The 16,616-nt window shown below is 63.2% G+C and carries 17 protein-coding genes; 10 read left to right on the top strand and 7 right to left on the bottom strand.

Annotated elements, in window-relative coordinates; genetic code table 11:
- Positions 1-20: 20 nt before the first annotated feature.
- From ade to AWT76_RS08465, 5 genes are all read left to right on the top strand, one after another.
- A complete protein-coding gene (gene ade, locus AWT76_RS08485) occupies positions 21-1,709 on the top strand; it encodes an adenine deaminase (protein WP_072245967.1) in 1,689 nt (562 codons plus the stop codon).
- Positions 1,710-1,821: 112 nt separating this feature from the next.
- Complete coding sequence (gene fabF, locus AWT76_RS08480; RefSeq protein WP_072245966.1) at positions 1,822-3,084, top strand: beta-ketoacyl-ACP synthase II; 1,263 nt, start codon at positions 1,822-1,824, stop codon at positions 3,082-3,084.
- On the top strand, positions 3,084-4,238 hold the full coding sequence (mltG, locus tag AWT76_RS08475) for an endolytic transglycosylase MltG (protein WP_072245965.1): 1,155 nt from the start codon (positions 3,084-3,086) through the stop codon (positions 4,236-4,238). The genes fabF and mltG overlap by 1 nt, the downstream gene beginning before the upstream one ends.
- A 21-nt stretch (positions 4,239-4,259) precedes the next feature.
- Entirely contained in the window at positions 4,260-4,727 is a 468-nt protein-coding gene (locus tag AWT76_RS08470; protein ID WP_072245964.1) for a TrgA family protein, read from the top strand.
- A complete protein-coding gene (locus AWT76_RS08465; protein WP_072245963.1) occupies positions 4,724-5,854 on the top strand; it encodes an NUDIX domain-containing protein in 1,131 nt (376 codons plus the stop codon). The genes AWT76_RS08470 and AWT76_RS08465 overlap by 4 nt, the downstream gene beginning before the upstream one ends.
- Here AWT76_RS08465 and AWT76_RS08460 read toward each other — a convergent pair.
- The 5 genes from AWT76_RS08460 to AWT76_RS08440 all read right to left on the bottom strand — a co-directional run bounded on the left by AWT76_RS08460 (position 5,833) and on the right by AWT76_RS08440 (position 12,014).
- Positions 5,833-6,429: an inner membrane-spanning protein YciB gene (locus AWT76_RS08460; protein WP_072245962.1), complete on the bottom strand. Its 597-nt coding sequence runs from the start codon at positions 6,427-6,429 to the stop codon at positions 5,833-5,835. The genes AWT76_RS08465 and AWT76_RS08460 overlap by 22 nt on opposite strands.
- A gap of 29 nt (positions 6,430-6,458) precedes the next feature.
- Entirely contained in the window at positions 6,459-9,170 is a 2,712-nt protein-coding gene (locus AWT76_RS08455) for a hypothetical protein (RefSeq protein ID WP_072245961.1), read from the bottom strand.
- A gap of 116 nt (positions 9,171-9,286) precedes the next feature.
- Positions 9,287-10,576, bottom strand: a complete 1,290-nt coding sequence (locus AWT76_RS08450; protein WP_072245960.1) for an O-acetylhomoserine aminocarboxypropyltransferase/cysteine synthase family protein — start codon at positions 10,574-10,576, stop codon at positions 9,287-9,289.
- Between the two features lie 69 nt (positions 10,577-10,645).
- On the bottom strand, positions 10,646-10,900 hold the full coding sequence (locus tag AWT76_RS08445; RefSeq protein ID WP_072245959.1) for a hypothetical protein: 255 nt from the start codon (positions 10,898-10,900) through the stop codon (positions 10,646-10,648).
- A gap of 88 nt (positions 10,901-10,988) precedes the next feature.
- Positions 10,989-12,014: an asparaginase gene (locus AWT76_RS08440; protein WP_072245958.1), complete on the bottom strand. Its 1,026-nt coding sequence runs from the start codon at positions 12,012-12,014 to the stop codon at positions 10,989-10,991.
- A gap of 195 nt (positions 12,015-12,209) precedes the next feature.
- Here AWT76_RS08440 and AWT76_RS08435 point away from each other — a divergent pair, with 195 nt between their 5' ends.
- The 4 genes from AWT76_RS08435 to AWT76_RS08420 all read left to right on the top strand — a co-directional run bounded on the left by AWT76_RS08435 (position 12,210) and on the right by AWT76_RS08420 (position 14,577).
- Entirely contained in the window at positions 12,210-12,749 is a 540-nt protein-coding gene (locus AWT76_RS08435; protein ID WP_407071406.1) for an invasion associated locus B family protein, read from the top strand.
- Positions 12,750-12,843: 94 nt separating this feature from the next.
- Complete coding sequence (gene rlmN, locus AWT76_RS08430) at positions 12,844-14,022, top strand: dual-specificity RNA methyltransferase RlmN (protein WP_072245956.1); 1,179 nt, start codon at positions 12,844-12,846, stop codon at positions 14,020-14,022.
- A complete protein-coding gene (locus tag AWT76_RS08425) occupies positions 14,023-14,262 on the top strand; it encodes a hypothetical protein (RefSeq protein ID WP_072245955.1) in 240 nt (79 codons plus the stop codon).
- 72 nt (positions 14,263-14,334) lie between these two features.
- Positions 14,335-14,577, top strand: a complete 243-nt coding sequence (locus AWT76_RS08420; protein WP_072245954.1) for an HP1242/YdcH family protein — start codon at positions 14,335-14,337, stop codon at positions 14,575-14,577.
- 21 nt (positions 14,578-14,598) lie between these two features.
- Here AWT76_RS08420 and AWT76_RS08415 read toward each other — a convergent pair whose 3' ends face one another.
- Positions 14,599-15,441 (bottom strand): fumarylacetoacetate hydrolase family protein, encoded by an 843-nt coding sequence (locus AWT76_RS08415; protein ID WP_072245953.1) that lies wholly within the window; start codon positions 15,439-15,441, stop codon positions 14,599-14,601.
- Positions 15,442-15,513: 72 nt separating this feature from the next.
- The gene (locus AWT76_RS08410) at positions 15,514-15,975 is read right to left on the bottom strand and encodes a universal stress protein (RefSeq protein WP_072245952.1); all 462 of its coding nucleotides are present in this window, start codon (positions 15,973-15,975) and stop codon (positions 15,514-15,516) included.
- A 143-nt stretch (positions 15,976-16,118) separates the two neighbouring features.
- Between AWT76_RS08410 and AWT76_RS08405 the strand changes: the two genes are divergently transcribed.
- Entirely contained in the window at positions 16,119-16,604 is a 486-nt protein-coding gene (locus AWT76_RS08405; RefSeq protein WP_072245951.1) for a (2Fe-2S)-binding protein, read from the top strand.
- The last annotated feature ends 12 nt before the right edge of the window (positions 16,605-16,616 follow it).

Raw genomic sequence — 16,616 nt, 5'->3', positions numbered from 1 at the left:
ATTTGCAAACGGGGTGGAACATGGGCCTAGAAGACCGCATTGCCGTGGCACGGGGCGAAGCGCCTGCCGATCTGGTGCTGCGCGGGGCCGAAACCCTGTGCATGGTCACGGGCGCGCGCCTTGCGGGCGATGTGGCCATCCATCAGGGGCAGATCGTGGGGATGGGCGCTGAGTACGACGGCGCGCGGGTCATTGACCTGACCGGGCAGGTGCTGGTGCCGGGATTCATCGACACGCATCTGCACATCGAATCCTCGCTGGTCACGCCGTATGAATTCGACCGCTGCGTGGCCCCGCGCGGGGTTACGACCGCCATTTGCGACCCGCATGAAATTGCCAATGTCGCGGGGGCTGACGGCATTCGCTATTTCCAGCGCGCGTCCGAACACACGGTAATGGATATCCGGGTGAACCTGTCATCCTGCGTGCCCTCTACCCATATGGAAACGGCAGGTGCCGCGCTGGATGCGCAGGCGCTTTTGGCCCTGCGCGATCACCCTTCGGTGATCGGTCTGGCCGAGTTCATGAATTTTCCCGGTGTCATCCACCGCGATCCGGGCTGTATGGCCAAGCTGCATGCTTTTGCAGGCGGCCATATCGACGGGCACGCGCCGCTTCTGTCGGGGCGCGACCTGAACGCCTATTGCGCGGCAGGTATCCGCACCGAGCATGAGGCGACCAGCGCCGAGGAAGCCCGCGAAAAGCTGCAAAAGGGCCTGCGCGTGCTGATCCGCGAGGGGTCTGTCAGCAAGGACATGGTAGCACTTGCCCCGCTGCTGACACCCACCACCGCGCCCTATATGTGCCTGTGCACCGATGACCGCAACCCGCTGGACATTGCCGAGCATGGCCATCTGGACCACATGATCCGCAGCCTGATCGCCATGGGCTGTGACGCATTGGCGGTCTACCGCGCGGCCACGCTCTCGGCGGCCGAAGCCTTTGGGCTGAAGGACCGTGGCCAGATCGCACCCGGCAAACGCGCCGATATCGTGGCGCTGCCCGATTTGGCCGACTGCCGCGCCAGCCTTGTTATCTGCGGCGGGCAGGTGGTGGAGGGTGCGGCTTTTGCCGCGCGGCAGGTGGTCGCCCCGGTTGCGCGCGACTCGGTGCGCGCGCCGAAAGTTCAGCCCTCTGATTTCCGCCATGCAGGCAACGCGCCCGACACGCCGGTCATCGGTATTCTTGAAGGCAAGATCATCACCGAACACTTGCGCATCGACATCGCGCCAGAGGGCGGCGACAAGCGCCCCGATCCCGCGCGCGACCTGGCGCGGGTGGCTGTGATCGAACGCCATGGCAAGAACGGCAACATAGCGACCGGCTTTGTGCGCGGTTTCGGCATGGGGCAGGGCGCCATTGCCGCCACGGTCGCCCATGACCACCACAATATCGTGGCCGTCGGCGTGGAGTATGACGATCTTGCGCTGGCCGCGAACCGCCTGTCCGAGATTGAGGGCGGTTTCGTGGTTGCGCAAGGCGGTCGCGTCTTGGCAGAACTGCCCTTGCCGGTGGCGGGGCTCATGTCGCTGGACAGCTACGAAGACGTTCATGCGCGTTTGGTCGCGTTGCGCGCGGCGGCGAAATCTTTGGGCGTAACCTTGGAAGAGCCGTTTTTGCAATTGGCCTTCATCGCGCTGCCGGTCATCCCGCATCTGAAGATCACCGATTACGGCATGGTCGATGTGGACCGGTTCGAGGTGATCTGACGCGCCCGCCGACGCAAATCCCTGCCCATGGCGTGTTTGCGCCTCTTTCCCTATATTGGAATTCTGGGTATCAGACCCAATGTAGGGACCGGATCACGAATTGAGGGGCCAAATGCGCAGGGTAGTCGTCACAGGGTTGGGAATGGTCACGCCGCTGGCTTGCGGTGTGGAAGAAACTTGGACACGCCTGTTGCAAGGCCAATCCGGCGCAGGCCCCATCACCCGCTTCGACGCCAGCCATCTGGCCACGACCTATGCCTGCGAAGTGCCGCGCGGCGACGGGTCTGACGGCACGTTCAACCCCGATGACTGGATGGAACCGAAAGAAGCCCGCAAGGTTGACGAGTTCATCCTTTACGGCATTGCCGCCGCGGACCAAGCCGTGAAGAATTCCGGCTGGATGCCAAAGGATGAGGCCGCGCGCGAACGCACCGGTGTCATGATCGGGTCGGGCATTGGCGGGTTGCAATCCATCGCGGATACAGCGGTGCTGCTGCGCGACCGCGGGCCGCGCCGGGTGTCGCCTTTCTTCATCCCGTCGGCGCTGATTAACCTTGTGTCCGGGCAGGTCAGCATTCGCTACGGGTTCAAGGGGCCGAACCATGCTGTTGTGACCGCCTGTTCCACCGGGGCGCATGCCATTGGCGATGCCGCGCGGCTTATTCAATGGGGCGACGCGGATGTGATGGTCGCCGGCGGGGCCGAAAGCCCGATCTGCGAAATCGGCATTGCCGGGTTCAATGCCTGCAAGGCTTTGTCCACCAAGCGCGGGGACAACCCGCAAGCGGCTTCGCGCCCCTATGACGTGGACCGCGACGGGTTTGTCATGGGCGAAGGCGCCGGCGTTGTGGTGCTGGAGGAATATGAGCACGCCAAGGCGCGCGGCGCAAAAATATACGCCGAGGTGATCGGCTATGGCATGTCGGGCGACGCCTATCACATTACCGCGCCCGCCGAGGATGGCGATGGCGCGCTGCGCTCTATGCAGGCCGCCGTCAAGCGCGCCGGGGTCGCGGCGGCAGATATCGACTACATCAATGCGCATGGCACCTCGACCATGGCCGATACGATCGAACTGGCCGCGGTCGAACGGCTGCTGGGGGATGCGGCGGCACAGGCCACCATGTCCTCCACCAAATCGGCCATTGGGCATTTGCTGGGGGCAGCGGGCGCGGTCGAGGCGATTTTCGCGATCCTTGCCATTCGTGACCAGATTGCCCCGCCCACACTGAACCTGGACAACCCGGCCGTGGAGACCCCACTGGATCTGGCCCCGAACCAGCCGCGCCATCGCAAGATTGACGTGGCGCTGTCCAACAGCTTCGGCTTTGGCGGCACCAATGCCAGCCTGATCTTGCGCAAACTGGAAAGCTGATGATCCGTCACATTGTCGCCAATACACTTACCCTGATGATCGTGGGGCTGATCGGGTTGGCTGTTGTCATCGCGGCAGGCCAACGCCAGTTCACCGCGCCGGGGCCCTTGACCCAAGCCATTTGTTACCGGGTGGCACCCGGGGCCAACCTGCAACAGGTTTCCGCCCAGTTGGCGGAAATGGGGGCAATCGGCTCGCCGCAGGTGTTCCGCATCGGGGCGCGCTATACTGACCGCGCTGACCAGTTACGCTTTGGGTCGTATCTGGTGCCTGAAGCGGCCTCTATGGACGAAATCATGGACCTGCTGACGCGTGGCGGCGCATCCACCTGCGGATCTGAAATTCAGTATCGGATTGGCGTGACCCGCATTGACACGCTGGTGCGCGAATTGGACCCGGCCACGCAGACATTCGAAACCGTTGTGCAATTTGACGCAGGCGAAACCCCGCCCGCCGACTATGCCCGCTACAGCGCCATGCCCGATATCAGCTTGCGCATTACCGTGGCCGAGGGGGCCACAAGCTGGCAGATCTGGGATGGGCTGCGGCAGGCCGAATTCCTGTCGGGCGATGTGGGCGAGCAACCCGACGAAGGCTGGCTGGCCCCCGACAGCTACGCGGTAACGCGCGGACAGGACCGGGCCGAATTGCTGGCCGAAATGCGTGCGCGGCAAGAGACGATCTTGGCCGAGCTTTGGGAAACCCGCGCGCCGGACCTGCCCTATGACAGCCCATACGACGCGCTCATCATGGCCTCTATCGTGGAAAAGGAAACCGCCGATCCAGAAGAACGCCCGCAGGTGGCAGGCGTTTTCGTCAATCGGCTGGGCATTCCCATGCGGCTGCAAACCGACCCGACGGTGATTTATGGCATTACCATGGGCGAGGGCACTTTGGGCCGTGGGTTGCGCCGGTCGGAACTGGACGCGGTGACACCCTACAACACATACCGTATTGACGGAATGCCACCCACCCCCATTGCCAACCCCGGACGAGAGTCGATTGCAGCGGCGCTGAACCCGGATGCCACGCCTTATCTGTATTTTGTCGCAAATGGCACCGGCGGTCATACTTTTAGCACAAACTTGGCCGATCATAACCGTGCCGTGGCCCGCTGGCGCGAGATCGAAGCGGAGCGCGCGCGCGACGATTAAGTATTGCCCAAGAGAAGTGCCATGTCTGCCCAACCTACGCTGACGCGCCTGTTCGCCATGCTCGTCTTTGCCGCGATGGCGGTTTACGTCGCCACCAGCTTTCAGGCGCTGCAAGAGGGCGCGCGCGTGTCCGGCAGCGCAAATGCGGTTGCCGGCACGATGGGGGCGCTTTCGGGCTGGCTGGTTGCCGGTCCGCGCATTGACGGGCGCTGGGTGCAATCGGTTTTTGCAATGGTCCAAGGCGTGATCGTGGCGACCTTGCTGACCTTGGCGGCAGGCGCCACGGTCGAGACCTTTCGCTTAGGCTACCAGACCCGCCACAGGGATCTGGACGACGCGATGCAGGGCTTTTTCCATTACATTGCAGAGGAAGCGCCCAAGTTGGCAACCCCCGAGATTTCGATCCCCCTTGGCCTGTTCTGCCTTGTCGGCGGCGTGGTGCTGGCCGTGTTGTGCCGCGCCATGGAAGCGCGGCGCACGGCCAGATGAACCACCCTGTTTTTCTGTTCGGCACGTTGCGGCATCATCCCTTGCGCGCGGCGGTGCTGGGGGCAGAGGCCCCGTTCGAAGATTCGCGGCTTCCGGGCCATACCGTGCTGGAGCAAAACGGCTATCCCGTGCTGACCGCCCGTGATGGCGCAGTTGCCACGGGGCTGCTGCTGCGGCTCGACGCGCCGGAACTTGCGCGGCTGGACCTGTATGAATCGCTGTTTGGGTATACGCGTCAGGCGCTGGCAGACGGGCAGGGTGGCCATGTCTGGGTCTATCTGCCGGAGCACGCGCAAATATCGCCCGATGCTGCGCCATGGGTGCTGTCCGATTGGGTCGCCCGCATGGGAGAGGCGGCTACGCTCGCCAGTGCCGAGATCATGCTGCTGGCCCGCAGCCATGACCGCGATGCGTTGGCGGTGCGCTACCCGATGCTGCTGGCCCATGCCTGTGCGCGGTTGCGTGCGCGCGCAGAGCCAACCCCAAACAGCCTGCGCCGCGCCGCCGGACCTAAAGATGTCGAAACCGTTACAACCGCGCATCCTTATGCCTATTTCTTTGGGGTGCAATCCAACGACCTGCGCTTTCGCCGTTTCGATGGCACGCTTAGCCCCGTGGTGCGGCGCGCGGGCTTTCTGATTTCAGATGCCGTGACCCTGCTGCCCTACGATCCCGCGCGCGATTGCGTTTTGTTGGTGGAACAGTTCCGCTACGGGCTATACCTGCGCGATGCCGCGAATTGCTGGTCACTGGAAGCGATTGCCGGGCGCATCGACCCGGGCGAAGCCCCGCCAGAGGCCGCGCTGCGCGAGGCGCAGGAAGAAGCAGGCGTGACGCTTTGCGCAGAGGCATTGAATTTCGTCGGACAGGCTTACCCATCGCCCGGGTCGATCAGCGAATGCCTGTATCAATATGTCGGGCTATGCGCCTTGCCGGAAGATGACCGCGCCATTGGCGGGCTGGCGGCAGAGCATGAGGATATCCGCCGCCATATCATCAGCTTTGACCGGATGATGCAGCTTGTCGCCAGCGGCGAGATCCAGAACGGCCCGCTTCTGACCAGCGCCTATTGGCTGGCGCTGCACCGCGCGCAGTTGCGCGCGGATTATTCGGTGCCAGATTTGTAACGCTCGAACAAGCGCGCTTGCAGCAAAAAGAACCCGAACAGCGCAACCGGCAAGCCGAAGGTGCGGAAATTCACCCACATATCGGTCGAGAAACTGCGCCAGACCAGTTCATTCGCGCAGGCCATGGCAAGGAACATCAGCGCCAACCGCTTGGTCAGCAGCATCCAGCCATCATGGGTCAGCGGCAACGCGCCTTCCATGACCAGTTCCAGCCAGCTTTGCCCACGAAGCAACCCAATGCCCAGAAGCAGCGCGAATATGCCGTAAATGGCCGTGGGTTTCATTTTGAAGAACCGGTCATCGTTCAACCACACGGTCAGCCCGCCAAAGACAACGACCATCACAAGGGTGACAAGCTGCATCTTGCTCAGCCGCCCCGACAGCCGCCACAAGACAAAGGTTGCCAAGGCCATCAGCGGAATGAACGCCGCCGTCAGCAGAATGAAGGCGGTGTATTCGGTGCCGCCAATCGTGTAAATTTGCCCGCGCGTGGTGACATAGCCCAAGAAAAACAGGAAGACGGGGCCAAGCTCCAGCCCGATCTTGACGGCGGGGGCAACGGTTTTTTCGGTCATGGTGTGGTCAATCTCGGTTGAGGCGTCATTCAGGACGCAATGCGCAGCACAAGATCGCGCCCGCGCTTGTTATATCGCAATTCGCTTTCACCAATCGCGGTGACTTGCCCACCATCCAGCCGCTCGCCCACCTGAACGGTCACAACGCGCCCATTGTCCAGCCGGACCAAGGCGCGCCGGGCCGAAGGCGTGCCCATCACCCCCAGCAGGTTGATCTGGCGCAGGTTGATCGCGCGGGTCTGCGTGGCCGCGCGGGTGACAGAGGCAGAACTGGGAATGCTGGGCACGGCGGCGGCAGAGGCCTGCACGACTTGCGCCTGCGGTTCGTCCACGGCGCGAATGCGGGCCGCGGCCAGTGCACGCTGCACGGTCTGGCTAAAGCCATTGGGCCGCCCCGACGGGCGCAGCGATGCCGCCACCGCTTGCTGTGTCGCGCTGGCAAACTGGTTTGACAGGTCTTCCGCCTGCGCGACAATCTCTGCCGGGCGCGCCTGCGGCGACAGCATGGTCAGCGCAACGCCGCCCGGAGGCGGCGGCAAGCTGGACTGATCTTCGGGCGCATCGTCCTCTGGGGTGGTTTCGGCGGGGGGGGCTTGGTCGGGTGCAATCCCCGCCGGGCGGTCGGGCGGCACGCTTGGCGGCGCGCCTTCGGTGACATCGACCACCACATCGCTTTCATCCAGAAGCGTGGGGGCCGCAGCTTGCGGTTCCGGGGTCGGCTCTGGGGTGGGTTCTGGGGCCGGCTCTGGCGCGATGCCTTCGGGGCGCGCAGGCGGCACGACGGTCGGGCTGCCTTCGGTAACGTTGATGTCCAGCAACTCCTCGCCCGGCGGCAAGCTTGGTTCAGGCGCAACGGCATCTTCCGTTTCTGTCTGCTGTTCCGCCACTTGCGGCGCCTCCGCCCCGCGCAAGGGCGGCAAGGGGGTAGACCCAAAAGGTTCTGGCGCGGATTGCACATTGGGCAGGTTGCCCGGCGCTTCGGGTGCAATCGCCCGCATAGAGCGCAAGGCCGCCAGCCGCCCCGCGCTTTGCGCCTGCCGCTCAATTTCGGGAGAGCTGCCACCAGAGGTCGCGCCGTCAACGTCCGGCGCTTCGGGCGTCTCGGCGCTGCCCTGATTTTGCGCAGCATCGGTCACGCCAAGGGAAGATTCCACATCCTCTGCCGCATCACCCGTCAACGGATCATCCTCCGGCGGATCAATGCCCAAAGCCTCGGGGGCGGCAATCTCGGTGGCGGTGTCTGCGGGTAAATCGGGTTGCGCCAGTTCAGGGGCTTGCGCTTGGGTAAAATAGAACACCCACACACCCACCGCCAGCACCAGCAGCAACCCCGCCCCGCTGAGCGCCAAAGCGCGCCCGGGCAGTTTCGGCTCGGATGCGGCGCCATGCCGCCGCGCCCCGAACACGGTCAGGCGTTCTGCTTCCGGGTCGGCTTCGGGCTTTGCGATCGGCTTGGCGATGGGTTTAGAGATGGGCTTGGGGGCCTTGGGAATGTCCTTGGCCGGGGTTTTCGTCGCAAGGTTCGCGGCCTCGGCATGGGCAAGCGCGGCCTTCGCGGGCGTGTCGGCCCGTGTGGCGGCATCCGATTTGCGTTGCAAACGTGCGGTGGCGCCCCACAAACTGCTGCTGGCCCGGCTGACCGGGGCTGACACCGACGCGCGCAGTTTTTCCGCCAAAGCTGCGCCGCCCAAGCTGCCAAACGACAGGCTGCGCGATTTCGTCAAGGCGGTCAGCGCCTTGGTGGCTTTGGCCTCAGACGCGGAAGGTGGCGCCACGGGCGCGGCAACCGGGTTGGCAACAGGTGCAGCACGCGGCGCGGCCCGGCGCGAGCGGAAGGCCGCGAAATCGTCACCGCCGGTGCTGGCTGCGGGCTCAGGGCTTTTCGGCGTGGCCTTAAGGGGGCTGAGCGCCTTGGCCACCGCTGCTTTGGCGGCGTCGCTCAACTCGTCTTTGCGGGCAAAATCAAACTTGTTTTGCGCCGCTTTGCTTGGGTCGGTCTTGATGTCGTCCGTTGGGGGTGTCGTCCAAATCTCGCCCGTGTCGGGCTTGTCCTGCGCCACGTCACCCTTTGTGGTTTTCGCCGTAGGCTTGGCATCTGCGGCGGCGTCTTGCTTGGCCGGGCCGCTGTCACCCGGCGCTGCATTCGCCTGCGCGGTCGGTTCGGGCGCTGCCTTTGGGGCCGGTGCCGTCTGCGGCTGTTTTGGCTTGGGAAGGTCTGCAATCCCGATTTCATGCTGGATCGCACCGCCGCGCCCCAAATCCTCGGCCCGGTCCTTGACCCCGCGAACACGCCCGAAAAACGGCTGCACGGTAAAACCCTGCGACTGCGGCGCGGCGACGAAGCAGACAGGGTTCAACCCCTGCGCCCGCGCGAAGTCCTCGGCCTCTGCCAGTGTTTCGCGTGCGACCAAGGCCACGCGCAGCGCGCCGTTCATCTCTTGCCAGTCGAAATCCAGCTCATCTACAGGGTAGGGCGTCTTGCCGTCCAATGCGGCGCGAATGGCGGCGTCATCCGGCTGTGCCGGAATGTCGGTATACAGAACCTGCTCATCGGGCACGACAAGCTGCGTGGCAATCCCGTCCGGTGCCAATGCGCGGGCCTTGTCCACCAGCGCCTGCATCTGCACGTCCATATCGGGCGCATCCAACGCGACGACGCCAACACGCAATAACCCCGCGCTATCGCGCTGCCACAGCGTGATGCCGTCATCTGTCAGACCAAGGGCAAAATTCGGTTTCATGGCTTGGCCTTAACAAATTCCAAACAGTATCGGGAGTCGGAAAACCCCACCCCGGCACCGGTATAGCGAAAAATTGCTTGGCCGCGCAATCCGGGCAGAGCGCGCGGCCAGTGGCATTAGGCGGTCGCCTTGGCCAATGCCTGTTCCAGATCGGCGATGATATCAGCCGCGTTTTCGGTGCCGATGGACACGCGCACAACGTTCGGGGCCGCACCCGCCGCGACCTGCTGCTCTTGCGTCAACTGCCGATGCGTGGTCGAGGCCGAGTGAATAATCAGCGAACGCGTGTCGCCCAGATTGGCCACATGGCTGAACAATTCCACCGAATCGATCAGCTTCACGCAGGCGTCATAGCCGTCCTTCAGTGCGAAGGTGAACAGCGAGGACGCGCCCTTGGGGCATATCTTGGCGACCCGGTCATAATAGGGCGAAGACTTCAGCCCGGCATAGGTCACATGGTCGACCGCCGGGTGGTGTTCCAGCCATTCCGCGACCTTCAGCGCGTTCTCGCAATGCCGCTCCATCCGCAGCGACAGGGTTTCAATGCCCATCAAGGTGTAATGCGCAGCTTGCGGGTTCAGCGTCATGCCCAGATCGCGCATGCCCACGGCAATGGCGTTGAACATGAAGGCCAGCGGCCCGAGTGCTGCGTGAAAGTTCAGCCCATGATAGGCGGGCTCGGGCTGCGACAGGCCGGGGAATTTGTCATTCGCGGACCAGTCGAACTTGCCCGAATCGACAATGCAGCCGCCGGTGACGGTGCCATTGCCGGTCAGGTATTTGGTCATGGAATGGATCACCAGCGTCGCGCCATGTTCAATCGGGCGGCACAGATAAGGCGTGGCGGTCGTGTTATCCACGATCAGCGGAATCCCGTGCTTGTCGGCAATTGCGGCCAGCGCGGGAAGGTCGGCAATATGCCCGCCCGGATTGGCGATGGATTCGCAAAATACCGCGCGCGTGTTGTCGTCGATCGCGGCTTCGACCGCTGCGGCATCGTCGATATCGACGAATTTGGCCGACCAGCCAAAACGTTTGATGGTCTGGCTGAACTGCGTGACCGTGCCGCCATACAGCCGGTTGGACGCCACAATATTCAGCCCCGGCCCCATAATGGTGAAGAGCGCAAGGATCTGCGCCGCATGGCCCGATGCGCAGCAAACGGCCCCCGCACCCCCCTCTAGCGCGGCCATACGGTCTTGCAGCGCGAACACGGTCGGGTTTGTCAGCCGCGAATAAATAAAGCCGACTTCCTGCAAGTTGAACAGCGCCGCCGCGTGGTCGGCATCGCGAAAGACATAGGCCGTGGTCTGGTAGATCGGCACTTGGCGCGCGCCGGTGGCCGGGTCCGGGTTCGCGCCGGCATGAATCTGGAGCGTCTCGAAGGCTTGTATTTTATCGCTCATTGGCGGTCGTCCTCCCACTGGTTCGGGTGCGACGCTACGACACAGGCGCGCGATGGGCAAGCGGCAGGATCAGGCGGTGGGGGTGCTGCCTTGCGAGCCGGGCTGCAGGTCGGGCGCGGGCAGGGCCTTGGCTTCGTCCGGCATCTGCTCTGGCAGGTCAATGGTGAAGCTGCCCTCTTCGGGGTAGATCGTGATCCGCGGCTTGGGGCTGAGGGTGGCGAGAATCTCGTTAATCTCGGCTTGCGCGCGCAGGACGGTCTCTCGCTGGGTTTCGCGCTTGACCTCTGGCGCGGCAGCCTTGCTTCCGAACAGGAACTTGAACATTGCTAATCTCCTCTGCGACTGTTGCCTTGTCTAGCCCATCGGGCAGGACAGGGGAAGCTGTCATGCTGCGCTGCGGCAAGGGTATGCGTCAGGCAAACCCCGCCGCCAGCCGCGTGTCGCCCACGACCAGATTGCGCCGATTGCGCAATGGCCCAAGGTATTGGGCAACGACCGGATCGGCCGGGTCGATGGCACCATAGCGCTGCAAAAGCCCGGTCATGGCCGCTTCGGACGCGCGAATGCCACCATCGGCAATTTTCAGCGCTATCCCAAGCCCCTGTTTGGGCAACATGGCCACGAAAACCGCTTCCGCACCGGTCTTGACCGCCGCGCGCCCATTGGCAGCGCGCATCAGGTTGGTGCAGGCCTTGGCGTGGCCCGCCACCATATCGGGATGGGCCATCATCGCATCGCGCAACTGGGCCATGGCACGATTGCGGCTGTCGCCTGCGGTATCCTTGGCGGTTGCATAGCGCGCCATAGCCAGCCCCAGCCCTTGCAGTTCGGTGGCGAAATTCGGCGCGGAGCAACCATCTATCCCGTAACCCGGAGAGGTCTGGCCCGTCACCTCTTCGAAGGCCGCGCGCACCGAGCGTTGCACGGGGTGGTCGGGGTCCACATATTCGCTCCCGCCACCCAGATGCCGGTTCAGGGTCAGAAAGCCCGCATGTTTGCCAGAGCATTCATGATGGCTCTGGCATGGCTCGGCATGGGTGCAGATCAGCCGGTCACGTTCGGCCTGATCGCCCGGAGGGGCCGCGCCGCAGCGCAGGCCGTCATCCGACAGACCAAGATCGGCCAGCCAGCGCGTGACCATCTGAACATGCGCCGCACTTGCTTGATGCGAGGCACAGGCCAGCGCCAGTTGCGATGCGGCCAGCCCCTTGGCCGCGCCCGATTCGACCAGCGGCAACGCCTGCACCATCTTGCAGCTTGACCGCGGGTAGATCACCACATCGGGCCGCCCCCAGCTTTCCACGATCTCGCCATCGGCACGCATAACAACCGCGTGACCCTGATGCACCGATTCCAGCCGGTCGCCGCGCCACAACTCGACCATGGGCACCGCACCCTTTGCGATCCCGGCGGGGGTGGCTTTGTCCTGCTTCGGCATGTTCTTGCTTATCCTGTCCTGATTGCGCGGGTTGTTTCACGCTTGCGCGATTTTTTAACGCTAGGGCTTTGAACTTCGGGTGTCTAACGGTTATGAAAACCTTTGAAATGTGACAGCCCATGTTGCACTTGACTGCAAAAGGGGCGCGAACAGGCCCGATCTAACGGATCGCACAGCTCGGAGGCAAGCAAGCAGATGGTGTTTCACGCACGAAACCAAGCCGGAATGGCACTGGGCGCGGTGCTCGTCCTTGCACTTGCAGGCGGCGCGGCATTGGCGCAGGAATCGACCAACCGCGTGGCCGCAGACACGGCGTGGAGCGTGTTTGTCGAAGATGACCCGAAAGAATGCTGGGCCGTCTCGGCCCCGCGCGAAACCGTCAACACACGCGGTGGCGAACCGGTGCAAGTGCGGCGCGGCGACATTTTGTTGTTCGCAACGTACCGCCCCGGCAGCGAAACGCCGGAAATCTCTTTCACCGGCGGCTACCCGTTTGCGCCCGATTCGACCGTGGGGCTTACGGTGGGTGATACCGAATACCAGCTTTTCGTGAATGGCGAATGGGCATGGTCCGGCGCACCAGAAGAAGACGCGCGCATCCTTGCCACTTTGCGTGCAGGCTCTGAAGCGGTGCTGAGCGCGCGTTCGGCGCGCGGGACAGACACGCGCGATACGTTCTCGCTGTTTGGGTTTACCGCCGCGACGGAAGAAGCGCAGCGCCAATGCGCTGAGTAAATATCGGGATGTCCCGACAGATAGGACCGCCCGGACTGTCTTTTCCGGGCGGTTTTGTTATATGATGCACGACAGATTTTCCGAAAGCCACGCCATGACCGCCACAGCCCCCATCACCCAAGACGTGCTGACCATCCCGCGCAAGCAGCCAGAGGGCGAGAAACGCTCGCTTGTTGGCATGACCCGCGCGCAGATGGCCGATGCGCTGGCCGCCATCGGCACGCCAGAGCGGCAGATTAAGATGCGCGTGGGGCAGATCTGGCAATGGGTCTACCATTGGGGCGTGCAGGAATTTGGCGCCATGACCAATCTGGCCAAGGGCTATCGCGACCAGTTGGAAGCGGCCTTCACCTTGGACCGCCCCGAGATTGTGACGCGGCAAGTGTCCGAAGATGGCACGCGCAAATACCTGCTGCGCATTGCCGGCGGGCACGAGGTAGAGGCCGTCTATATCCCCGAAGAGAACCGCGGCACGCTTTGCGTATCCAGTCAGGTCGGGTGCACGCTGACCTGTTCCTTTTGCCATACCGGCACGCAAAAACTGGTGCGCAACCTGACCGCTGCGGAAATTGTCGGGCAGCTTCTGGTCGCGCGCGACGATCTTGGCGAATGGCCCGAACCGGGCGCACCCAAGAACGAAACCCGCCTTGTCAGCAATGTCGTGCTGATGGGGATGGGCGAACCGCTTTATAATTTCGACAATGTGCGCGACGCGATGAAGGTGGTCATGGATAGCGAAGGGCTGTCCATCTCTCGCCGCCGGATTACGCTGTCCACTTCGGGCGTTGTGCCCGAAATTGCCCGCACGGCAGAGGAAATCGGCTGCCTGCTGGCGATCAGCTTTCACGCCACCACCGACGAGGTGCGCGACAAGCTGGTGCCCATCAACAAGCGCTGGAACATTGCCACGCTGCTGGACGCCTTGCGCGACTACCCGCGCTTGTCGAATTCCGAGCGGATCACCTTCGAATATGTCATGCTGAAAGATGTCAATGACAGCGATGCCGATGCGCGGCGGCTGGTGCGGCTGATTGCGGGGATTCCGGCCAAGATCAACCTGATCCCGTTCAATGAATGGCCCGGCGCGCCCTATCAACGGTCCGATTGGGCGCGGATCGAAAGCTTTGCCGATATCGTCCACAAGGCCGGCTATGCCAGCCCCATCCGCACCCCGCGCGGAGAGGATATTATGGCCGCCTGTGGCCAGCTTAAATCCGCGACCGAACGCGGGCGCCAGACCCGCGCCCAAATCGCCGCGCAGACGGGGGCCTAAATGCCGGTCGTGCTGCTGATTGTTATGGGCGCTTTGGCCGGGGTGATCGCCACGCGGCTGATGCGGATGAATACCGACCTGCCCACAGCGATGGTGATCGGTGTTCTGGGCGCTGTTGTCGGCGGGCTTGGGTTCCGTTTTTTGATGGCGTCGGCAGGCTGGGCCGGGGCGTTCGTGCTGGCGCTTTTAGGGTCGCTTGCGCTGCTATGGCTGTATCAGGTTTGGCAGGGGCGTCGTTGATTGCGCCAGATCAAGGCGCGGGGTCTTCGGGCGACTAAACTCGTCGGTGTAACCACCGATAGGAGAGCGAACATGTCCCACACCCCGCATGAATTGGCAGAGGAATTTCCCAACCAGGCAGATGCCCTGCACCGGCTGAAACTGGAAAACGCCCATTTCGCCAAGCTCTGCGACAGCTATCACGAGGTGAACCGCGCAATTCACCGCGCCGAAACCAATGTCGAACCCGTGGCGGAAGCCGCCGAAACCCAGATGCGCCGCGAGCGTATGGCGCTGAAAGACGAAATCGCGCAAATGCTTAGCGCTGCGGCCTAAATGCTGCGCGTGGCGGCCCTGTCAGGCCGCCACCACCTGCGAAAACTGTCGCCCAAGCCCGGCCACTTCCAGCGCCACCACGTCGCCGGGGGCCAGAAATTGCGGTGGTGTCATCCCCAGACCCACACCAGAGGGCGTGCCCGTGGCGATCACATCACCGGGCATAAGCCGCATGAATTGCGACATGTAAGCCACGATTTCGGCAACCGAAAAGATCATGTCCGACGTGTTGGACTCTTGCCGCGCCGATCCATTCACGGCCAAGGACAGGTCCAGCGCCTGCGGGTCCGGCACCTCGTCGCGGGTCACCAACAATGGCCCGATCTTGCCGAAGGATGGCGCGGATTTGCCCTTTATCCATTGCCCGCCGCGGTCTTTTTGAAAGCTGCGTTCCGACACATCATTGATGGCAACATAGCCCGCAACATGGTCCAGCGCCTCTGATTCCGAGATATTCAGCGCAGGCTTGCCGATGACAACGCCCAGTTCCACTTCCCAATCCACGCGCGACGCAGCTTTGGGAATGATGATGTCATCCTCTGGCCCCGCCAGCGACGATGTGGCCTTGGAAAACACCAAAGGCTCGGCGGGCTTGGCCGCACCCGTCTCTGCGGCATGGGCGGCATAGTTCAACCCGATACAGTAGAAATTCGGCACCCATGCCAAAGGCGGGCCAAGCCGTTCCAACCCTGCAACTACCGGCGCGCTTTCCAGATCGCGCGCGGCCAATTCGGCAAGTGCGGCAAGCGACACGGTATTGCCCGCGAAATCCGCCACCAGCCCGGACAGGTCGCGCAAACGCCCGTGTTTGTCCAGCATCCCCGGTTTTTCCTGCCCCGCAGGCCCGAACCGCACCAGTTTCATGCGTGCCCCCCTTCCGTCTTGATCTTGTTAGTAAAACCCTACGGCACCGCCGCGCGCGCCGCACATACCACATCAGCCCTTGGAAATCGCTTCCAGCCGGTCCCGCGTCAATTCGCCCGGTACGATGGTTATCGGCACCGGCAGCGTGCCCGATGACCGCGTTAGCTGCGTGACCAGCGGGCCGGGATTGTTGCCCTCGGTGCCCGCACCCAACACCAATATGCCGATTTCCGGGTCGTCGGTGATCTGCGCCAATATCTCGGACACGGCCTCGCCCTCGCGGATGACCAGTTCAGGGTTCACGCCTTGTCGGTCGCGCATCCACTTGGCGAAAACCTCGTAATGCGCCTCTATGCGCTCGCGCGCCTCGGCGCGCATCACATCGGCCACGCCCATGAACCCTTTGAATTCCTCGGGTGAGATGATCGACAGGATCTGCACCTGCCCGCCGGTATGCGCGGCCCGCATCGCGGCAAAGCGCATCGCGTTCAGGCATTCGCGGCTATCATCCAGGATCACAAGGAATTTGCGCATGGCCCCTCCGGCATGGTTGCAACCGGCGCATATTGGCCTTTTGCCGCGGCACTGTAAAGCGAACAGGCTACACCCAAGGTCGTATAGGCGCGGGCGGCGTTCCGTGGTTCACTTCGACCAAAGCCAATGCTGGGAGGAGCCACATGAGCAAGGTGACGATGGTTGTGAACGGTCGCAAGATGGGGGCCGAGGTGGAAGGGCGGACATTACTGTCCAGCTTCCTGCGCGAAGGGTTGGAGCTGACCGGCACCCATGTCGGCTGCGACACCAGCCAATGCGGCGCTTGCGTGGTGCTGGTGAACGGGCAGGCGGTCAAATCCTGCACCGCTTTCGCCGCCGATCTGGAAGGGGCAGAGGTCACGACCGTCGAAGGCATGGCCAATCCCGATGGCAGCTTGGGCCGCATCCAGCAAGCGTTTCAGGATTATCACGGTCTGCAATGCGGTTACTGCACGCCCGGCATGGTCATGAGCACCGCGGCCCTGCTGGCCGAAAACCCCAAGCCGACCGAAGAAGAGGTGCGCCATTATCTGGAGGGCAATATCTGCCGCTGCACCGGGTATCAGAACATCGTGCGCGCGGTGATGGCGGCATCGGGTCAGGACACGGGCGCATTGGCGGCTGAATAAGTCACAGAATTT

Source organism: Roseibaca calidilacus (assembly GCF_001517585.1).
GTDB classification, from domain to species: Bacteria; Pseudomonadota; Alphaproteobacteria; order Rhodobacterales; family Rhodobacteraceae; genus Roseinatronobacter; species Roseinatronobacter calidilacus.
This window is presented reverse-complemented; position numbering and strand designations above follow the sequence as displayed.

Bases quoted from the DNA above. Each gene is read 5' to 3' on its own strand.
- AWT76_RS08470 (WP_072245964.1), top strand. From the start codon at position 4,260: ATGTCTGCCCAACCTACGCTGACGCGCCTGTTCGCCATGCTCGTCTTT.
- ade (WP_072245967.1), top strand. From the start codon at position 21: ATGGGCCTAGAAGACCGCATTGCCGTGGCACGGGGCGAAGCGCCTGCC.
- AWT76_RS08410 (WP_072245952.1), bottom strand. From the start codon at position 15,975: ATGCGCAAATTCCTTGTGATCCTGGATGATAGCCGCGAATGCCTGAAC.
- AWT76_RS08440 (WP_072245958.1), bottom strand. From the start codon at position 12,014: ATGCCGAAGCAGGACAAAGCCACCCCCGCCGGGATCGCAAAGGGTGCG.
- AWT76_RS08460 (WP_072245962.1), bottom strand. From the start codon at position 6,429: ATGACCGAAAAAACCGTTGCCCCCGCCGTCAAGATCGGGCTGGAGCTT.
- AWT76_RS08455 (WP_072245961.1), bottom strand. From the start codon at position 9,170: ATGAAACCGAATTTTGCCCTTGGTCTGACAGATGACGGCATCACGCTG.
- AWT76_RS08450 (WP_072245960.1), bottom strand. From the start codon at position 10,576: ATGAGCGATAAAATACAAGCCTTCGAGACGCTCCAGATTCATGCCGGC.
- rlmN (WP_072245956.1), top strand. From the start codon at position 12,844: ATGACCGCCACAGCCCCCATCACCCAAGACGTGCTGACCATCCCGCGC.
- AWT76_RS08415 (WP_072245953.1), bottom strand. From the start codon at position 15,441: ATGAAACTGGTGCGGTTCGGGCCTGCGGGGCAGGAAAAACCGGGGATG.
- AWT76_RS08465 (WP_072245963.1), top strand. From the start codon at position 4,724: ATGAACCACCCTGTTTTTCTGTTCGGCACGTTGCGGCATCATCCCTTG.
- fabF (WP_072245966.1), top strand. From the start codon at position 1,822: ATGCGCAGGGTAGTCGTCACAGGGTTGGGAATGGTCACGCCGCTGGCT.
- AWT76_RS08405 (WP_072245951.1), top strand. From the start codon at position 16,119: ATGAGCAAGGTGACGATGGTTGTGAACGGTCGCAAGATGGGGGCCGAG.
- AWT76_RS08445 (WP_072245959.1), bottom strand. From the start codon at position 10,900: ATGTTCAAGTTCCTGTTCGGAAGCAAGGCTGCCGCGCCAGAGGTCAAG.
- AWT76_RS08420 (WP_072245954.1), top strand. From the start codon at position 14,335: ATGTCCCACACCCCGCATGAATTGGCAGAGGAATTTCCCAACCAGGCA.
- AWT76_RS08435 (WP_407071406.1), top strand. From the start codon at position 12,210: ATGGTGTTTCACGCACGAAACCAAGCCGGAATGGCACTGGGCGCGGTG.
- AWT76_RS08425 (WP_072245955.1), top strand. From the start codon at position 14,023: ATGCCGGTCGTGCTGCTGATTGTTATGGGCGCTTTGGCCGGGGTGATC.
- mltG (WP_072245965.1), top strand. From the start codon at position 3,084: ATGATCCGTCACATTGTCGCCAATACACTTACCCTGATGATCGTGGGG.